Source organism: Zhongshania aliphaticivorans (genome assembly GCF_902705875.1).
GTDB lineage: Bacteria > Pseudomonadota > Gammaproteobacteria > Pseudomonadales > Spongiibacteraceae > Spongiibacter > Spongiibacter aliphaticivorans_A.
Genome location: NZ_CACSIK010000001.1, coordinates 1373703 through 1391376, shown reverse-complemented (window position 1 = coordinate 1391376; position 17674 = coordinate 1373703). Strand labels below are relative to the sequence as shown.

General features: G+C 45.3%; 18 protein-coding genes. 5 read left to right on the top strand and 13 right to left on the bottom strand.

Going from position 1 to position 17674, the window contains the following annotated elements; all coding sequences use genetic code 11:
• The first annotated feature begins 197 nt into the window (after positions 1–197).
• Positions 198–1055 (top strand): MerR family transcriptional regulator, encoded by an 858-nt coding sequence (locus AELLOGFF_RS06315; protein WP_159267876.1) that lies wholly within the window; start codon positions 198–200, stop codon positions 1053–1055.
• A gap of 13 nt (positions 1056–1068) precedes the next feature.
• Here the strand turns inward: AELLOGFF_RS06315 and ung are convergent, their stop codons facing one another.
• The 3 genes from ung to AELLOGFF_RS06300 all read right to left on the bottom strand — a co-directional run bounded on the left by ung (position 1069) and on the right by AELLOGFF_RS06300 (position 3341).
• The gene (gene ung / locus AELLOGFF_RS06310; RefSeq protein WP_235035730.1) at positions 1069–1740 is read right to left on the bottom strand and encodes a uracil-DNA glycosylase; all 672 of its coding nucleotides are present in this window, start codon (positions 1738–1740) and stop codon (positions 1069–1071) included.
• Between the two features lie 69 nt (positions 1741–1809).
• Positions 1810–2535: an EthD domain-containing protein gene (locus AELLOGFF_RS06305; protein WP_159267875.1), complete on the bottom strand. Its 726-nt coding sequence runs from the start codon at positions 2533–2535 to the stop codon at positions 1810–1812.
• 29 nt (positions 2536–2564) lie between these two features.
• Positions 2565–3341 (bottom strand): glucose 1-dehydrogenase, encoded by a 777-nt coding sequence (locus AELLOGFF_RS06300; RefSeq protein ID WP_159267874.1) that lies wholly within the window; start codon positions 3339–3341, stop codon positions 2565–2567.
• 168 nt (positions 3342–3509) lie between these two features.
• On the opposite strand from AELLOGFF_RS06300, the gene AELLOGFF_RS06295 reads away from it, so the two are divergent.
• Positions 3510–4193 carry a DUF1499 domain-containing protein gene (locus tag AELLOGFF_RS06295; RefSeq protein WP_159267873.1) on the top strand — a complete coding sequence of 228 codons (684 nt, stop codon included), beginning with the start codon at positions 3510–3512 and terminating at the stop codon, positions 4191–4193.
• Positions 4194–4471: 278 nt separating this feature from the next.
• Positions 4472–7216 carry a putative bifunctional diguanylate cyclase/phosphodiesterase gene (locus tag AELLOGFF_RS06290; protein ID WP_235036454.1) on the top strand — a complete coding sequence of 915 codons (2745 nt, stop codon included), beginning with the start codon at positions 4472–4474 and terminating at the stop codon, positions 7214–7216.
• Between the two features lie 34 nt (positions 7217–7250).
• On the opposite strand, the gene glpK is transcribed toward AELLOGFF_RS06290, so the two are convergent.
• Both glpK and AELLOGFF_RS06280 read right to left on the bottom strand, forming a co-directional pair.
• Positions 7251–8735, bottom strand: a complete 1485-nt coding sequence (glpK, locus tag AELLOGFF_RS06285; RefSeq protein ID WP_159267871.1) for a glycerol kinase GlpK — start codon at positions 8733–8735, stop codon at positions 7251–7253.
• Between the two features lie 122 nt (positions 8736–8857).
• Positions 8858–9607: an SDR family NAD(P)-dependent oxidoreductase gene (locus AELLOGFF_RS06280; protein WP_159267870.1), complete on the bottom strand. Its 750-nt coding sequence runs from the start codon at positions 9605–9607 to the stop codon at positions 8858–8860.
• A 328-nt stretch (positions 9608–9935) separates the two neighbouring features.
• On the opposite strand from AELLOGFF_RS06280, the gene AELLOGFF_RS06275 reads away from it, so the two are divergent.
• Both AELLOGFF_RS06275 and AELLOGFF_RS06270 read left to right on the top strand, forming a co-directional pair.
• Positions 9936–11132, top strand: a complete 1197-nt coding sequence (locus AELLOGFF_RS06275) for an acyl-CoA dehydrogenase family protein (protein ID WP_159267869.1) — start codon at positions 9936–9938, stop codon at positions 11130–11132.
• Positions 11133–11176: 44 nt separating this feature from the next.
• Positions 11177–12298, top strand: a complete 1122-nt coding sequence (locus AELLOGFF_RS06270) for an acyl-CoA dehydrogenase family protein (protein ID WP_159267868.1) — start codon at positions 11177–11179, stop codon at positions 12296–12298.
• A 36-nt stretch (positions 12299–12334) separates the two neighbouring features.
• On the opposite strand, the gene AELLOGFF_RS06265 is transcribed toward AELLOGFF_RS06270, so the two are convergent.
• The 8 genes from AELLOGFF_RS06265 to gspG are packed head-to-tail and all read right to left on the bottom strand — an operon-like array spanning position 12335 to position 17668.
• A complete protein-coding gene (locus tag AELLOGFF_RS06265; protein WP_159267867.1) occupies positions 12335–13057 on the bottom strand; it encodes a type II secretion system protein N in 723 nt (240 codons plus the stop codon).
• A complete protein-coding gene (gene gspM, locus AELLOGFF_RS06260) occupies positions 13054–13539 on the bottom strand; it encodes a type II secretion system protein GspM (protein ID WP_159267866.1) in 486 nt (161 codons plus the stop codon). Before gspM ends, AELLOGFF_RS06265 begins: the two co-directional genes overlap by 4 nt.
• Positions 13536–14732, bottom strand: coding sequence for a type II secretion system protein GspL (gene gspL, locus AELLOGFF_RS06255; RefSeq protein ID WP_159267865.1), 1197 nt, complete (start codon positions 14730–14732; stop codon positions 13536–13538). Before gspL ends, gspM begins: the two co-directional genes overlap by 4 nt.
• The gene (gene gspK, locus AELLOGFF_RS06250) at positions 14729–15706 is read right to left on the bottom strand and encodes a type II secretion system minor pseudopilin GspK (protein WP_159267864.1); all 978 of its coding nucleotides are present in this window, start codon (positions 15704–15706) and stop codon (positions 14729–14731) included. Before gspK ends, gspL begins: the two co-directional genes overlap by 4 nt.
• Positions 15703–16317 carry a type II secretion system minor pseudopilin GspJ gene (gene gspJ / locus AELLOGFF_RS06245; protein ID WP_159267863.1) on the bottom strand — a complete coding sequence of 205 codons (615 nt, stop codon included), beginning with the start codon at positions 16315–16317 and terminating at the stop codon, positions 15703–15705. The genes gspK and gspJ overlap by 4 nt, the downstream gene beginning before the upstream one ends.
• Positions 16318–16324: 7 nt before the next feature.
• Positions 16325–16711, bottom strand: coding sequence for a type II secretion system minor pseudopilin GspI (gene gspI / locus AELLOGFF_RS06240; protein ID WP_159267862.1), 387 nt, complete (start codon positions 16709–16711; stop codon positions 16325–16327).
• A 5-nt stretch (positions 16712–16716) separates the two neighbouring features.
• Positions 16717–17235, bottom strand: coding sequence for a type II secretion system minor pseudopilin GspH (gene gspH, locus AELLOGFF_RS06235; RefSeq protein WP_159267861.1), 519 nt, complete (start codon positions 17233–17235; stop codon positions 16717–16719).
• Positions 17210–17668, bottom strand: coding sequence for a type II secretion system major pseudopilin GspG (gene gspG, locus AELLOGFF_RS06230; protein ID WP_159267860.1), 459 nt, complete (start codon positions 17666–17668; stop codon positions 17210–17212). The genes gspH and gspG overlap by 26 nt, the downstream gene beginning before the upstream one ends.
• Between the last annotated feature and the right edge of the window lie 6 nt (positions 17669–17674).

The following is a 17674-nucleotide window of genomic DNA, read 5'->3' as shown; positions in this document are numbered from 1 at the left end:
ATTATGTGACATCACATAATGACAAATTAATTAGCAAAGCAGTGCATGTCAAGAAGAATGTTGACAATGACACCTTCTCAATTAGCACACCTCTTCAGTCATGCCTAATAGTGTATTATGTTGTCATATGGGTAAAAATGATAAAATCGCTCATTTCAATACATATGTTTGCATATAGTTAAAGGTGCCTTTGCACAGTGAAAAGTAGAAAATTCCCTGAAAACACCATCAATAGTATGGCTCAACTTCTGCCGCAATCAGACTTTTCTGATGATGCACTTGGAACAGAGCATCAACGCGACTATTCAGTTGAAGAGCTCGCCTTAGCTGCAAACACCACTGTTCGTAATATTCGCGCTTACCAAGATCGTGGCGTACTCCCACCTCCAGCACTACAGGGCCGCAAGGGAATTTACAATAATTTTCATCTTTCTCGACTTCGCTTAATTGCAAACTTACTTGATAGGGGCTACACCCTCTCAAGTATTCGAGAATTGATATCAGCATTAGAAGAAGGCATTGGTCTAAGCGAGGTATTGGGCATTGAATCAGCCCTTAATTCACCGTGGACTAATGAAGCCCCTACGACGATTGCCATGACCGAACTGGTTAAAATGTTTGGCACAAAGTTGACACCCACGGCGATTAAAATGGCGCATGACCTTGGCCTATTCAGTATTTCAGGGACTCACCTACGCGTTTCCAGTATGAACACCCTGAAAGTGGCAGAAGAACTTTGTGCAACGGATATCCCTCTCGACGAATTACTCGACATTTTACGAATGATGCGGGGCAATGTGCAGCGCGTTGCCAACGAGTTTGTAAAACTCGTCTCCCACCATGTTCTTGAACCCTACGCAGAGCAAAAAATACCACCACCAGAAGAACTGCCAAAGATTGCAGAGTTAGTTTGGAAGCTTCGCCCCCTAGCCCAGAAAGTGGTTGATGCTGAATTAGGACGCGCAATGGAAATTGCTGCCAGTCAATTCCTTGCTGACACATTGGAATCAATAATCGAAGATCCACCCAAAGATACAAGACAAAAAAATAGTTAGATGCGCTAATGACCTATAACTGCCAGTTAATTCCCGCTTTACCGTGAGACGCCAGATAGGCATTTGCTTTAGAAAAATGCTGGCAGCCAAAAAAACCTCTATACGCAGATAGCGGAGACGGATGAGTCGCCTCTAACACCAAATGACGCTGACGATTTATGGCCACGCCTTTTTTCTGCGCATGACTACCCCACAGCAGAAAGACAAGATTTTCTCGTCCTTGATTTAGCTGCTGAACAACGGCGTCAGTAAATAACTCCCACCCCTTTCCCTGATGCGACCCCGCCGCTCCCTCTTCTACGGTTAAGACATTATTTAACAACAGAACACCTTGCTCAGCCCACGCCTGAAGGTAGCCGTGTTCCGGTATTTCAACAGATAAATCGGTATGTAGTTCTTTGTAGATATTCCGCAATGATGGTGGGATTTTTACCGAAGGCTGTACAGAAAAGCACAAGCCATGCGCTTGCCCCTCACCGTGATACGGGTCTTGCCCTAAGATAACCACCTTAACATCGCTAAATGGCGTACTATTCAAGGCAGAAAACCAGTGCTTAGCTGGGGGGTAAATATTGACGCCTGCTGTGGCTCGCTTTTCAATAAACTGCATTAAATCGCTAAAATACGGCTGCTGTAACTCATTGCCTACAACACCCTGCCATGAAGGCTCCAAAAATAATGTCACAACGAGCCTCTGGCCAAAACAAACTAAAATTCCACACTAAGCAGAACTCGCTCAATAAATCACACTCAGTTAGCGCCTGCTTAGATTTAACTCGCTAACGTTATAGAAACAATACTCACTCGTTAAAACCACGTCAATTTCATCAAAGTCGATAAATTTGGCGCAACTATCTATCATTTTCGTCATATTGCTTTGCTGCTTTGAAATATCATCAACGGCATTATAGAACACCGATTGATCTGTCATTGCTTGTATTGGAAAACACTCTTCCACAATGGCATGACAGCTAGCAATACCATCTTGCTTAACACCGTTAACAATATTTTGAACATAGCGAAACGTAGATTGTGTTTCTAAGGCGATATTAGTATGAATATTTTGCCAATAGTCCAACCACGCTTTGTATCCTAGTCGTTGCGGACATCGTAACAATGCAACCTGGCTAAAGCCTGGAGTTCGCAGCCCAAACCCAGCGGAAGACGTAGTATTGGGTAAACGTTCAATTTCATTGACATCATAACGATGATAATGCGAGCTATAAGACTGAACGTGCGCATCGATGACCGGAAGGACTTCAACGTCGTCAATATAGACTGAACACATAGCATTAAAAACAGACTCGCTATTTACTATGCGAAGTTTAGCACCGAGGGCGACATCTTGATCAACCAGATTGAGCTGGACACCAAGGATACCTTGGCAGTCCAACAAATTTGGTACTAACTTTAAGCGTAAAGTCTCACTAAACTCAAGCTCGTCAGTACCACTCCATAATAAATAAATGACTTTTTGCATAGATACAGCACCCACCACAGAATCGAAATTTATATCCCAATTGGTGGCGTCGCTGTAGACGCGTTATCAATCATCATTTCTGCTGCATTTACAAAACGTGACTCATCAGAAGCTAAATACAGCACCAAAGAAGCAATATCCTCGGGCTCACACATCGGATTTGCCTCAGTAGACAAAGATTCAATCTCTTCCCTTGTTGCACTATCTTGGCCGGTAGCCACCTTAAACACCATCGGCGTCTTAACCCCATCTGGATGTATAGAGTTGCAGCGAATACCATTTCGCTTTTCTCTACAATACAAAGCAACAGATTTAGTTAATGCCATCACCGCGCCTTTGCTTGCGCTATATGCTGCGACAAACGACATACCATGCAAAGCTGCTACCGATGACATATTAATAATAGAACCACCATTACCCGATGCCTCCATGGCAGGAATTGCCACCTTGCAACCTAAAAAGACCCCCTCGCTATTAACGGCGTTAACACGTCGATAATCTTCAAGACTACACTCCACTACATTACCCAGAGTCATCATGCCTGCATTATTAACCAATACGTCTAAACGCCCAAAATGCGCTACAGCAGTACTCACTACACGCTGCCAATCCTCTTCACTTGTCACATTGTGCTTGATAAAAAGAGCGCGATCCCCAATCTGGTCAGCAACCGCTTGACCGTCTTGTTCATTTAAGTCGGTTAACACCACTGAGGCGCCTTGTTCTGCCAGTAATAACGCATCAGCTCGACCCATACCACTTGCGGCACCCGTAACAATACACACCTTACCTTCAACTCGTCCCATAACCACCTCCTCATTATTATTAATCTATGTAAAATGTAGGGATTAACTTCGCTAAGCCACAAAAAGTTATAAACCTATAACCAAAAGTAAATCACGTATCCACATAAAAAAAAAGCGCATATGAATTACCCTTTGTTAAGATTAGGCTAACGCACCTTAGGAGCCTGTATGAATATCCCTATTTACACCCGCAAAGCGGCCATTTTCTCGCTTATTCTGCTTTTGTTAAGTATCGCGGCCGCTCGATTCCATTGGATAAGCTATGAAGCAGGCACAATAGCACTAGGGGTAGCCGGTATTATAAGCTTCAGCTGCATAAGCATCGCCGCACTTTTAACAAGGCGAACCCACTCTGAGCAAGGCCGGCGCCAATTTAGTCAAGCATCGCTAATATCGCTCCCTGCCATCATTTTTTCGAGTCTCAGCCTAATATACAGTAGCAATTCCACCCTAATTCAAGACCTCAGTACCGATATTGAAAATCCACCGGCATATATATTTTCGGCACAATACCATCAAACTCACAGCTCGCTTGCCAATCGACAACAACAGCGAGAAATTTACCCAGGCATTCACTCTATTCCAACCTTGCTTTCGGTGCCCGAGGCTCAAGTTAAAGTACTGGCAATGATAGATGATCTCGGCTGGGAGCTGAGTTATCAAGAACAGGGACACATTGAAGTTAATGTAACCAATACTTGGTTTGGCTTTACCGATGATATCGTCATTCGGATTAGCGAAACGAAAAGCGGCTCAATTATCGACCTGCGCTCAGCTTCGCGGTCAAATCGTGGCGACCTTAATACAAACGCAGAACAAATTCGTGATTTCACCCTGCACTACCTGCAGTAAAGGGCACTACCGCAGTTATTTTTCTTAAGTTATCTGCGTCATGTGCATTGAATATTCGCATTTACCCAAAGATGATAAGCCTTTACCATTGCTAAAGACTTATCTTGATGGCATTTGAATTAGTATCAAGAATTATGTGAACGCCTTGCTATAGTTGGAGCTGTATCCTGAATCATAACAAGTCCCTCAAACAGATAGACACCAACATAAGCAATGGTAAGCATCTTAGCTTGCAACGCAAATTAAGTGGTGTCCTATTTCTAGCGATCACCCTAGTTATGAGTGGACGAGGATACTACACCTACCTAAAAACCACTGCACATCAACAAGAAGCTATTCGTGAAGACCTAAGCCAATTAGAGATCAGCTTCAATTCATTGCAAAACCGCTCAAGCAGAGAGTTAATGAGGCTTACTAACAGTCTTATTTTGCCCAACTCCTTTAATCTCAAGAATGAGGAAAAACTCAACGAACCACCCACTTCAAGCGAAAAATTGCCAAAACCCCGACAGGGAGTTGAATCAATATACTATCTGGACTATGAAGGGAGGGTGCTATTTAATTCCCACAAAAATAAATTACCGCTCTTACTAAAGCCAAAACATATTCAACAAGCAATACATACTTTAAGCGAATCACAAAATTCAACCACAATTCTCGACTGTTATGCCCAATGCTATCAGCACATTTTCATTCCAGCCAAAAATGATAGTAACAATCGTTTTATTATTAACGTAAACCGTTCTGCAAATTTATTATTTAATGATTTCACTGAGGTCAGCGGCGCTGAGATCGCCATTATTGCTATCTCAAAAAATGAAAGCGACAGCAACAACCACAGAACCATTTACACCAGCGACCCTAAACTCTCTAAACGCTTGATCGACAATTTCGATTTAGCCACCTTCATAAATGACAGCATTATTGATTCGGGTCATTTTTTTAGCGCTAGATTATTCCCATTAAATCAAAGCATCAATAATCAATATTATGTTGCTGTAATAAAAGATAACTCAAAACTTCAGCAGCAAATTGCACAAGTTATTAAAGAAATTTTCATTAGCTCACTAATAACCCTGACGATCATTTTACTACTTATTGCAATCATTCTGCGGCCATCATTATATCGTTTATCAGAGTTAACCAAGATCCTCCCGCTACTTCCACATGGACGTTATGGCGAAGTTAAAAGTTCGCTTTACAAACTGCAATCACAATCACGTTGGATTGATGAGATAGACACCCTGGCAGCCACCATCGCTAAAGTCATAGACTCACTAGATAGCATGGATCAAATAGTAAACAGCCATAAAGAGGAACTAGCCGTACAGATCCGTGCATTGACAGAAGCAAAAGTGTTTAACGAAACCTTACTCGACAACTCCCCACTGGCCATTATTATTCACGACGGCGACGGAAAAATTCGCAATATTAATAGACTCGGTAGAGAACTGACTGGCCTCCTTGAGCAAACCCCAGCTGATGCCAACATTAATAACTGGGTGAAAAACGATGGCCAATATATAAACCTGAGTGCATCACTATACCCGCTATTAAAAAATGAAGATAAAAAAGTCCAAGGAGAGACCTCATTTTTCACTGCAGACAACCGCCAGCTAGATTTCCTATGGACACACAGTAGTCTCAACATCGATGGTGACAGAAAAATATTATCCCTTGGCATTGATATTACAGAACGCCACGAAGCCGCTGAAAGCCTCCGTTGGTTAGGCCAGCACGACCGAGTAACCGGGCTACTAAACCGAAGTAGCTTCACTGAAGATGCTAACAATTTTATAAAAAATCACTCAAAAACAATGCATATCGAGCTATTAATGCTGGATATCGATGATTTTGCTATGTTCAATGATCGCAGAGGCTTTGACGCTGGCGACAAGCTATTAAATGATTTTGCCGCGCATTTATGCCGCTCACTACCACCCAACACACTACTATCTCGCACGGGTTCTGGTGAGTTTTGTGCGTTAATTGCACACCGCGTTAACGTAGACACTACAGCCAAGGACCTAAGTTTAGAACACCTTACCCGTTATACTTTCAGGAACGAAAGCAGCTCCGAAGAAATTTGCTTATCGGGGGTTGTTGACGCGTTTAATAATTCATTAAGCGGTATCGATGAACTAATCTCTAACACCACATCAACCATGTTTCGCGTTAAAAGCAAACTTCGCGGGCAGTTATATTACGCCGCTAACGACGATAGCCCAGACGACAGTAGCCGCTCGTCTAGGCATCAAAAATATCGTATGAAAGAGCAGTTACTCTCAGCGCTGAATGATAATCGGCTCGTTTTATTTTACCAACCTATTGTCAATCTCAAGACCAACAATATTAGTCACTGTGAGTGCCTAGTCCGTTTACTTGATAGCGAAAGCCAATTCATTGACCCAGCTCAATTTCTAGGTATTGCCTCGGAATCAGGTTTACTGCCAAAACTAGATTATTCAGTATTAGAAAAGGCGATGCGTCAACAAAGCCTCTGGGAAGAATCTGGCATTACCACCGGCCTGAGTATTAACGTAACGGCACCGACCTTAGAGCAAGCAGACTTTCAACAAAAATTTGATGAACTCTTACAGCTGACCGGTGCTAACCCACATCGCCTCATCCTCGAAATTGTCGAAACAGACGCCATTTCAAACCTAAACATAACACGCAATTTATTGAATCACTTTAAAACTGTAGGGACTCAGATTGCCTTTGACGATTTTGGTATTGGCTTCACCTCATTTGAATATGTACGAGATCTCCCAGTAGACTTTATAAAAATAGACCAATCATTTATTCGTTTCATACATGAGCGTGAGCAAGATCGAGTACTCGTCAAATCGATGGTAGAAATGAGCCACAGCCTAGGGAAAAAAGTGATCGTAGAGGGTATAGAAAACCGCGCCGCGTTGGCAGTTGTAAAAGAGATTGGCGTTGAATATGTCCAGGGCTACCATATCTGTAGACCCATGCCGATTAGCGCATTAGACCTGAGCCTACATTTACGCTATTAAGCCCACAGGGTGGGCTTAATAGCTATGACGTCACTTAAGAGCTAGTGCGTACTCGTGACACCGCATTTTTCCAACCGGTATATCGGCGTGCCCTGTCCACTTCATTCATCTCTGGATCAAAGCCTTGTTCACATCGCCAAAGCGCGGCAATTTCCTCAAGAGAACTGTAAATACCCAATTGCAAACCCGTTAGATACGCCGCACCTAAGGCTGTGGTCTCTGTGACCTGTGGTCGCTCACAGCGACAATCCAGCATATCTGCCAAGCGCTGGACAACCCAATCATTTGCAACCATGCCACCATCAACCCGCAGAGTAGCGAAGTCAGCACCATCGCCACGCATTGCCTCCAGCAAGTCTCGAGTTTGATAACAAACAGATTCCAATGTCGCCCTTGCAATATGGGCAATACCGGTATCTCGGGTTAGGCCAAAAATGGCTCCACGCGCATCAGGATCCCAGTAAGGAGCACCTAAACCGGTAAAGGCTGGCACCATATATACCCCATTAGAACTTTCTACGCTCTCAGCCAAAGGTTGCGTTTCAGCTGCCGAACCAATTAGATTGAGGCCATCTCGCAACCACTGCACCGCAGCACCCGCGACAAAAATACTCCCCTCAAGGGCATAACAAACTTCACCACGTATCCTGTAGGCTACCGTGGTCAATAGGCGGTGATCAGATTTCAGGGCCTCCGCGCCAGTATTTAAAACGGCAAAACAACCCGTACCATACGTGCTCTTAACCATACCGGGGCTGAAACACGCTTGACCGACCGTCGCCGCTTGCTGATCACCAATAAGTGCACAAACAGGGATATCGCTGCCGAACCACTTATTATCACAGCGTCCAAAATCATCACAACTGTCTTTTACTTCTGGCAGCATAGATTCGGGTATACCGAACAAGGCCAAAAGGTCTGAATCCCACTGTTGAGTATGAATATTAAAAAGCAGCGTTCTTGACGCATTAGTGGCATCAGTCGCATGTTCTTTACCCCCAGTTAAGCGCCATAATAAAAAGGTATCCACGGTGCCAAACGCTAATTCCCCTGCATCAGCTCGCGCTTTCGCACCGCTGACATTTTCTAAAATCCAGCCAACTTTACTTCCGGAAAAATAGGGATCTAGCAGAAGCCCACTGCGGTTTGCGGCCATTTCCTCTAAACCTTGAGACTTCAATTCTGCACATCGCGCGGCGGTACGCCGATCTTGCCAAACAATGGCAGGGTAAATCGCTTTGCCTGACAAACGATCCCAAACTAAGGTTGTTTCGCGTTGATTGGTAATGCCGATACCTGCTATGTCGCTGGCGAGTATACCCGCGGCCTCTATAGCCGCATGACAGCTGCTTAATGTTGTCTCCCAAATTTCTTCCGCATCATGCTCTACCCAGGCATCTTGCGGATAAAACTGAGTAAACTCCTGCTGACCAACACCGCATATTTCACCATTTGCATTAAACACAATGGCTCGCGAACTTGTCGTGCCCTGATCAATAGCAAGTATAAAAGTATCCATTGGCAAAACAGCCTCCGTAAATTCATCACCATACTATGATGGCAGAGACTAGCAGTGACAACCAGACGCACAAGGGATACTCACCGTTAAATCTTTGCCGACAAACATGAAGCACACAAACTTTAAGCCAATATCCCACCGTCTACCCGAATATGTTCCCCCGTTATATGGCAACCGTCCTCAGATGCCAGCATTGCAATCACGCCAGCAACTACCTCAGGGCCTTTTGCCCCACTTAAAGACGTAATCCTAGACAATAAATCAAAATCTGCATCAACGGGAAACTTTACCCCCTGGGACATATTGGTATTAATATCTCCCGGACAAACACAATTTGCCCTGACGCCCCGCTTGGCATATTCCACTGCAATACTTCTGGTAAGCGCCAAAACACCACCTTTACTCGCCGCATAAGCCACACCCCAGGGTAAACCTTGAAGTGATGCCGTTGACGCGGCGTTAACAATATTGCCCTTGGTTTTTAACAACTCGGGAAGAGCCGCTTTACACAGCATAAACGTGCCCGAAAGGTTAACGGAAATGACTTTCTCCCACACAGCTAAATCTAATTCATGGCAATTTGCAAAGCGCAAAATACCTGCCATATTAACGACGGCATCTAGCTTACCAAATTCACTCCTACACAATTGAACACAGCGTTCCGCTGCCCCCACTTCGCTAATGTCAAAACATTGTGCGATTGCCCTCCCACCCAGCGATGTAATTTCATCAACTAGAGAAAGGAGGTCTGCCTCGTTAATATCTGCACAACAAAGCGAAGCACCTTCTGCTGCCAAACGAAGGGCGCTTGCTCGGCCAATTCCAGCTCCGGCACCGGTCACTAACACCACTTTATTCTCAAATCGTTGCATACTATTTCCTATTATTATTTTGGAAAACACACTGACATTTTGCTTATTCCGATAACTGCCACTTAGCTGAAGGGCTTGCTATTTGCATCCAGCCCTATCTCACTTAATAGTTGATACAACACAGTGACAATTTAATCTATAACATAATAATCGAAAATACACCCTTGAGAATGACCGCATTTGTTAATCGTTATGACGTGTTTCGTCCTTGTCATAAACACCGCATCTACTAAGCTAGTCCCACAAAATCGAATCGTAATTAGCTATCTAGACAAAGATTTTTTTGGTAACTAAATGCGACTCAGTCACTACAATAAAGGAGACCGACATGAGCGATCTCAATGACTTCCGCCAAATTGTCCACGCGTGGCTGGAGAAAAATTGTCCAGACTCTATGCGTACACCCATAACTCGTGCGGAGCAGGTTTGGGCCGGAAAAAATAAAACATTCCCCAGTGACGACGCTAAGCTATGGTTTGAACGTATGCGTGACAAAGGCTGGACGGTACCTGAATGGCCTATTGATGTAGGTGGCGGCGGATTAACTGAAGCGCAGGCAAAAATCCTAAAAGATGAAATGAAACGCTTAGGATGTAGAACGCCGTTATTTGACCTTGGTATATGGATGCTAGGCCCCGCAGTCCTTGAGCACGGCACCCCTGAACAACGCCAAAAATACCTACCTGACATTGCCAAAGGAAATGTGCGGTGGTGCCAAGGCTATTCTGAACCCGGCGCTGGGTCCGACCTCGCCAGCCTGCAAACCAAAGCCGAAGATCAGGGCGACCATTTTTTAGTAAATGGCACCAAGATTTGGACCACCAATGCAGACAAAGCTGACTGGATATTCTGCTTGGTCCGCACCGATCCCCATGCAAAAAAACAAGAAGGCATTAGCTTCCTGTTAATCGATATGGACACACCCGGCGTGTCCACCACCCCTATCGAGTTAATTAGTGGTGAGTCAGAGTTTTGCCAAACCTTCTTTGACAATGTCAAAGTCCCTAAAACAAACCTTATTGGCGAATTAAACAAGGGCTGGTCTGTTGCCAAATCTTTGTTGAAGCATGAACGTAAACTTATGTCGGAAATCGGTGGCGACACACCCGGCCCAAGCTTTAGTCCTGTTCAAGCAGCTATCGAATATATTGGCGTAGACACAGAGGGTAAATTACAAGACGCCGGAATTCGTGATCAACTGGTACGTCACGAAATGGCATTTAGGGCCGTTGGCCTAACCCATTTTCGTAGCTTTGAAGAGCGCATGCATGGCGTGGCAGACAATAACGTACCTTTAATAATGAAATACGTTGGCACGGAAGAAAGTAAACGCAAAGAAGAAGTCCTTATGGCTATTCTTGGCCATCGCGCACTGGGCTGGAATGACACTCAATTCACCGAAGATGAATTGCTCACAAATCGCGGCTGGCTTTTCTCAAAGGCATTATCTATTGCCGGTGGTACTTCAGAAGTACAGCTAAATATAATTTCAAAACGCGTTCTGGGCTTGCCAGATCAATCATAAAATCAAAGTACAGACTACGCCGTGAACAAACCGGAGCACAAACTATGTCACTGGTATTAAACGAAGAGCAGCGACTGCTCAAAGATACCGCTAAAGATTTCCTAGGCCAAACAGTGCCAGTGTCGGCACTGCGAGCATTGCGCGATAAGCAAGATGAACTTGGTTATAACCGTGAACACTGGCAACAAATGGTAGAACTCGGCTGGGCCTCGATGATAATCCCAGAAGACTATGATGGCCTTGATTTTGGCTATATGGGTCTAGGTGCTGTTATTGAAGAAAGTGGCCGAACGCTTGCCGCCTCCCCGTTATTTTCGACTATTGTACTCGGTGCAAGCACAATCATTGAGGGTGGCAGCCCCAACCAAAAATCTAACTTTCTGCCAGCTATTGCCAGCGGTGAGATTAGCCTTGCACTTGCCCTAGAAGAAAGCCCGCATCATAAAACCGATCACTTTACGACAACAGCAAGTGCCGACGGTGATGACTACATTATTGAAGGAAAAAAAGTTTTTGTACTAGATGGTCACAGTGCCGATTACTTAATCGTGGCCTGTAAGGTCGCAAGCGAAACCGGCTTATTCATTGTTGATGCCAATACGACTGGCATTAGCCGTCACCGACATCATTTAATAGATAGCCGCAACGCTGCCAACATTAGCTTTGATCAAGTACGTGTACCGCAAACTGCGCTAATCGGTGACAAAACTCAAGGACAAGCACTACTCAACTCCATACTGGATTATGGCCGAATTTGCCTAGCTGCAGAAATGTTAGGCGCGGCAACAGAATGCTTTGAACGCACGGTAGCTTACCTAAAAGAGCGGGATCAATTCGGCGTCAAAATTGGGAGTTTTCAAGCCTTGCAGCATCGTGCAGCTAATATGTATATTGAGCTGGAACTCTCTAAATCGGTGGTGCTAGATGCCCTCTCGGCCATTGATGATAAACGACCAGACCTTCCTCAACTAGCAAGCCTTGCGAAAGCAAAGCTCAATGACGTTTTCGAATTAGTCACCAACGAAGCAGTACAAATGCACGGAGGGATCGGTGTAACCGACGAATTAGATATTGGCTTATTTCTAAAACGATCGCGCGTTGCCACCCAGATATTCGGCAATAGTGGCTTTCATCGAGATCGTTACGCTAGCCTCTGCGGGTATTAGGCTTTATTAAATACCCGCGTAAAGTGATGCCTACAATTAAAGCCGGATATTGAAGTCTTTGCCATTGCTAGGCCGGCCTATAAATTGCGTTAAGCTTTTAAATAAAGGAGTGCCAGGCCTTGGGCTTAATTGGATCTGGCCGCTTACTTGGCCGTTAAATGAAACTCGAACAGTGCCACGTACTCTCGCAGCATTGTTCTCATCAATGACTAAAGTTATTCGCTTATTCTCACAGCCCAAATTGGCCGATACCGGTGCAACAGTATTGATACCGTCAATATCCCCCGTTAAGGTATTCAAACTCATTGTTCCTGCTAAAGACGCGCAACCACCCGCACTGAGTTCAGCCTCGTCTAACACCAGTGAGATATCACCATCAAAACCCATGCTGGGTATATTCGCCGCATTTAAAATTCTTTGCAGTTTTGCTCCCACGTCCACATTTTGTAACCGTAAAGACTCTGCGCCTGTAAGCCCTAACTTTCCGCGGCCAACAACGGGTTCTTTGACAGCAATTGTCACAGGAAAACCGCTAACAATCCCTAAAGGGTTTATCGTCCAACTGATTCCACCAAGGGTCATGCCCTGATACTGTGCTACATCCAAATCACCCTGCCATACTCTCCCCGTCACATTACCTATGGCCATACTAGGTTGTTGTTTTACGAGAATATCACGCACTACCCACGCAGGAGTTGCCACCACTAAACAAATAATAAAAAACAGTAAGCTAAAAACCACCCAAAAAGTACGTTTCATTCAGCAGTACCCAGCGACGCCCTCAGCGATACGCTGCCGGGTGAGTCCAGTAAAGTAAGATTGACAGAATGTAAGGTCATTCCCGTCACTAATAAGGTTTCTATAAATTGAATGGCACTGCTGTAATCTGTCTTAGCAACCCACACACTATAGCGTCCTGACGACTGCGGCTCGATGCGATTAACATTAAGACCACGCGCCGTTGCTGCCCCCGTAATCTGTTGTTGGGGTGAACCCGATACAGCTGCAGCCCGTGAGCTGGAACCGCCTTTAACACTCTTCATTTGTGATGCAGCAGATTGCATCCAAGCATAAGAGATGCGGCGTTGCTCTAAACGTGTAGCCGCCACTGAATTAGCTTTCAATAATGGCTGCCAGATTAAGAGCCAAATGATCAGCGGAACAGCAAAGCCAATACCGAGGATAAGTATTTGTCTTTCGCGCTCATTGCGACCCTCAAGAAGCTGATTGAGTATCTTCATTGTGCCGCCCCTCGAATACTTATTTGACCGGCAATGCCGCCACCATCTTGGCCAAATGCCCCGCGGTCAACGTCAAGCCCTTGCGCCTTCAGTGCCGCAAGCCATTGATCAACAAGCTCATACGACGCAGCTTTGACGAGTAATTTCATAACCGGCGGATCATTTTCATAATTCAATTGCGATAGGCTGACACCACTACGCCCCCGGCTCGCCGCTGCCACTTTATCTAACCAAGGCATCATTGCCCCAGTGGCTCCAGCACTTTCCAAGGCATTCAACTGGCTGCGCATTTGACTACGCGCATTCACCACCCGCGCACCAGGGAACACGTCTTTATAGATTTCCACCATTCCCTTATCAAGCGCGTCAGCTTCAAGATTCATCGTTCGAGTTTGTATCGCCAGTCCAAGCCAGTGTACAAATAATAAGGCGACAAGTAAGATTACTGGCCAACGCAAACGGCTTATTGCTTCGCTACTTTCATCTTTAAGAGCAAACTCACCGCTCAGCAAAGACATGGGCCACGGCTTAAAGCCACGAGCAAAAGCGTGTAAGCGGCTCCCACAGCGTTCCGTTGTTTCAGCAGCTAACTCAGTTAAATCACCAGAATAATCATCACTGAAATACCACTGCACAGCTTGATCAGCTTGCTCCCCATCACTGACTAATTGCTGCCAAACTTGGAAATTGGTCGTGCTAAGCCCGGCAGACTTCGCATGAAAATTCGCCGCAACTTGATGCGCCCCTACCACCACAGTATCGTCTGGTAGTACTGCGTAATCGGGTAATAAGGCTTTAATTCGCAAGCCACTTCGGTGCAATACATCTTTGCAGTAGGTCGCAATTTCACGACTGAGCACCAACACATCTGTCACGTGATTCGCTTTAATAACACCGGTAGTGATATGTACGCTATCGAGGTCAGAGCACAGCTTGTCTTCAAGCTGAAAAGGTAAGGCCGATAAACCAACCCTGCCACCTTTGGGCAGCACAACCCCATGTGCGCTTACCGCATCCCCTGGAATGAGTGCGTAACAAGGGACACCTTCAGCCGTTTCAGCCAATGTAGATAATTCCTTAGCGTTGTTTAAAACGCCTTCAGACACCACACTCCCGCCAACACTGTCCCAGAGTAACCAAGAAACAGGTGCCTCAGGGTCTAGGGGTAAATCAATTAACAACAACGCAGTCAAAAAACTTCTCCATATTCTCGGGCATACACAATGGCCTTGCCGTTCTTTACAACGAGTCGGCTAAACAAACGCATCTGTCGCTGCTCATAAAACACATCGGCCAAACCTCGAAAATAAAATGATTTCACACCAATTGCCTGTAGTATATTTGCCGGCAGTGGGTCTTCCGCCGGCAGCTCAAGCGCAGTGACAAAACTTGCCACATCATCCCATCCCGTGTCAGGACGACTTTCCAATATTGTCGCCGCCTGCTCCATTGAAATAACATTGCCCACTGCGGCGGCAAGCAAGGCCGCTTGCTCAACGGCTAAGGTATTCACATTAATCGTTGTACTAACTTCTGGCAACGCACATAAATAGGGTTCAATACGCGTTTGCTCGTCTTCTTCAAACTCAGCATAAAGTCCCATTTCACTCACCGAATCCAATAAACTATTAGGTGGTAAATAGGGGTAATCTAAGGCCGTGTAAGTTAAATCTTCAGCCCCGTAAATACCTTCTGGCGAAAAGTCGCTATCGATCCAATCTTGGGTTCGACCTATAATAAATTCCGCACGCTGCGCTGAAATCTCTAAGTTTTCTAAAAGGCCAGTAAATATCAATTCAGCTGCGGTCACATCTTCCTCAGCCCCTGTTGCCGCTTCAGCACGGTATAATGCATTTAAATTAAAACATGCTTGCTCATCAACAATGAGACCGGCAATAGAACCGCCGTCTATTGGGAATACTATATCTTTCCTAGCCCAATCTTGATTTAACGCCGTCACTGGTTCCGATGAAGCATCTTGCAAACCAAAAACGGCAATACGTTCACCACCCAAGGCATACCAGTAACCCTGATCCATCAAACGCTGATTCAAAAGTCGTTGACTGCTATAACGAACACCATCCGTTAAGCCAACCGCCAGCACCACCATAATGGCCACTATCAGCAACACCATCATTAATGCGGCACCACGCTGCTTATGCATCATAGTGACTGCTCAGGCAGTAATACGTTTAATTGAATATCTGGCCAAATTTCAGTCGACATTGTCATTCGTAAAGACTCAGGTTGGGTCTCTGTTACCTGTGTACTTGGCGGCCAAAATACCGACCAACGCTCACCGTCATACAGCTCAACGACAAACTCGGTCACATTAGTTAGCAACACCTGGCGCCGCCACCCAGTATTACTCGCTGGATCAGCTACTGCGGCACTGTACCTTATCAGCTCACTTTCTTCTCTTACATATCGAACACGCTCTAAGGTGCTACCTAAACTCTGCCCCGGTAATACTCGCCGGCCACCGTGAACAAACTCTAATTCACTATTCGCCCCAACCTGTTCGGCAACAATATTTGCCGCCATGGCATCCCCTTGTTCGTCACGAGGAATACGTGGTGTCAGTTGTTCTATGTCGCGTCTAAAAATCGTTAACGCTAGGGAGACTCGCTCCAAGGCTTGTTGTCGGGCTTCAATTGCCGACTGATTCACTAGCGATGTATTTAACAACATGGCACCCACGGTACCCAACAACGCCATAATGCCGACAGCAATGATCAACTCGACGAGGGTAAATCCTTGTTGCTGAGGTCTACGCATCACCTTCTCACTGACCGAGGTACGCTGAACGGCTAGCAAGCACATCAGAGCCAGTATTTAGATAAATCGTCACATCAACCCGACGCATATCAGGGTGAGCGGTTTGCTCTACACTGCGCTGCCAACGAAATTCGAACCCCGCCATACTCACTTTACCGGTATTATCATTCCCATAGCCGTCACGTAAAATATCTATGAGCACATTATGAGCCACCAAATCAGCAAACTGACGCTCCTCCAACGCACCAACACTATTAGCGCTCTCGGTTAAACTTTTACTCAACGCCACTGCTGCCGTCGCAAAAATAACCAAAGCCACCATAATCTCTAGCAAGGTAAAACCTTTACTTCGTCTCCTTAGGGCTTGGGTATGCTGTGACTGTGTTGAGAGCATATTGGCTAGGGTTCAATTGTTAACTGTTCATCAAGTAGCAAAGACTCGGCCCCATCGGCAGACAAATGCCATTCAAAGGGAGAAATCTGCCCATCGCCTAAAAACATTAATTGCGGCGTTGTTTCTGCTTGCGCTTTATCTTCACTAGAAGATATATCATTGTCTTCGTTCTTAATCGGCTCTCCGTTAAGCGTAATTAATGAGCTCACCCGCTCATCAAGCACAAGTGGTTTTGCTAATACACCTTGCTGAATCACTTGCCAGCCCTGTGCAGTAAGCACATAAAAACGCCCTTTTTGCTGGGCCCATGCTAAACCTAAGCTACGACCACTAAAAACAGCTTCTGCCCGAGCACTCCTAAGGTGTCCCAACAGCTTATACCGTTGCTCTTGAAGTAATGCTCCCCCATCCTTAGAGGGCAAAGTTAAAGCAGCAACCCCACTGAGTAAGCCGACAATAAAAATTACAACCATCAGCTCAAGGAGTGAAAAACCGCGGTTATTCCTGCCAGTTGACGATATCACTGCCAAGCTCTTCACCACCTTCTTCGCCATCTGCACCCGTTGAGTACAAATCAAATGCACCATGCTCACCAGGTTGAATGAAGATATAGGCATTTCCCCATGGATCTTCTGGCAAACGTTTGATATAGCCATTGCTCCGGTAATTTTTTGGCACAGTCCCAGTTTCAGGACGTGTAACTAAAGCCTGCAAGCCCTGATCAGTTGTTGGGTAAACATGGTTATCTAGCTTATACATATCTAGCGCTTGCTCTAAAACAGATATATCTGCTCGCGCTTTTTCTACCATTGCTCTATCTTGGTTTTGCAAGACATTGGGGGCAACCACAGCAACCAATAAGCCCATGATGACAATCACGACCATAATTTCTAATAAGCTAAACCCTTTAGCATTACGATTCACACAAGCAGCCCCGTTTAACTTAAGTACTGACATGTTTTA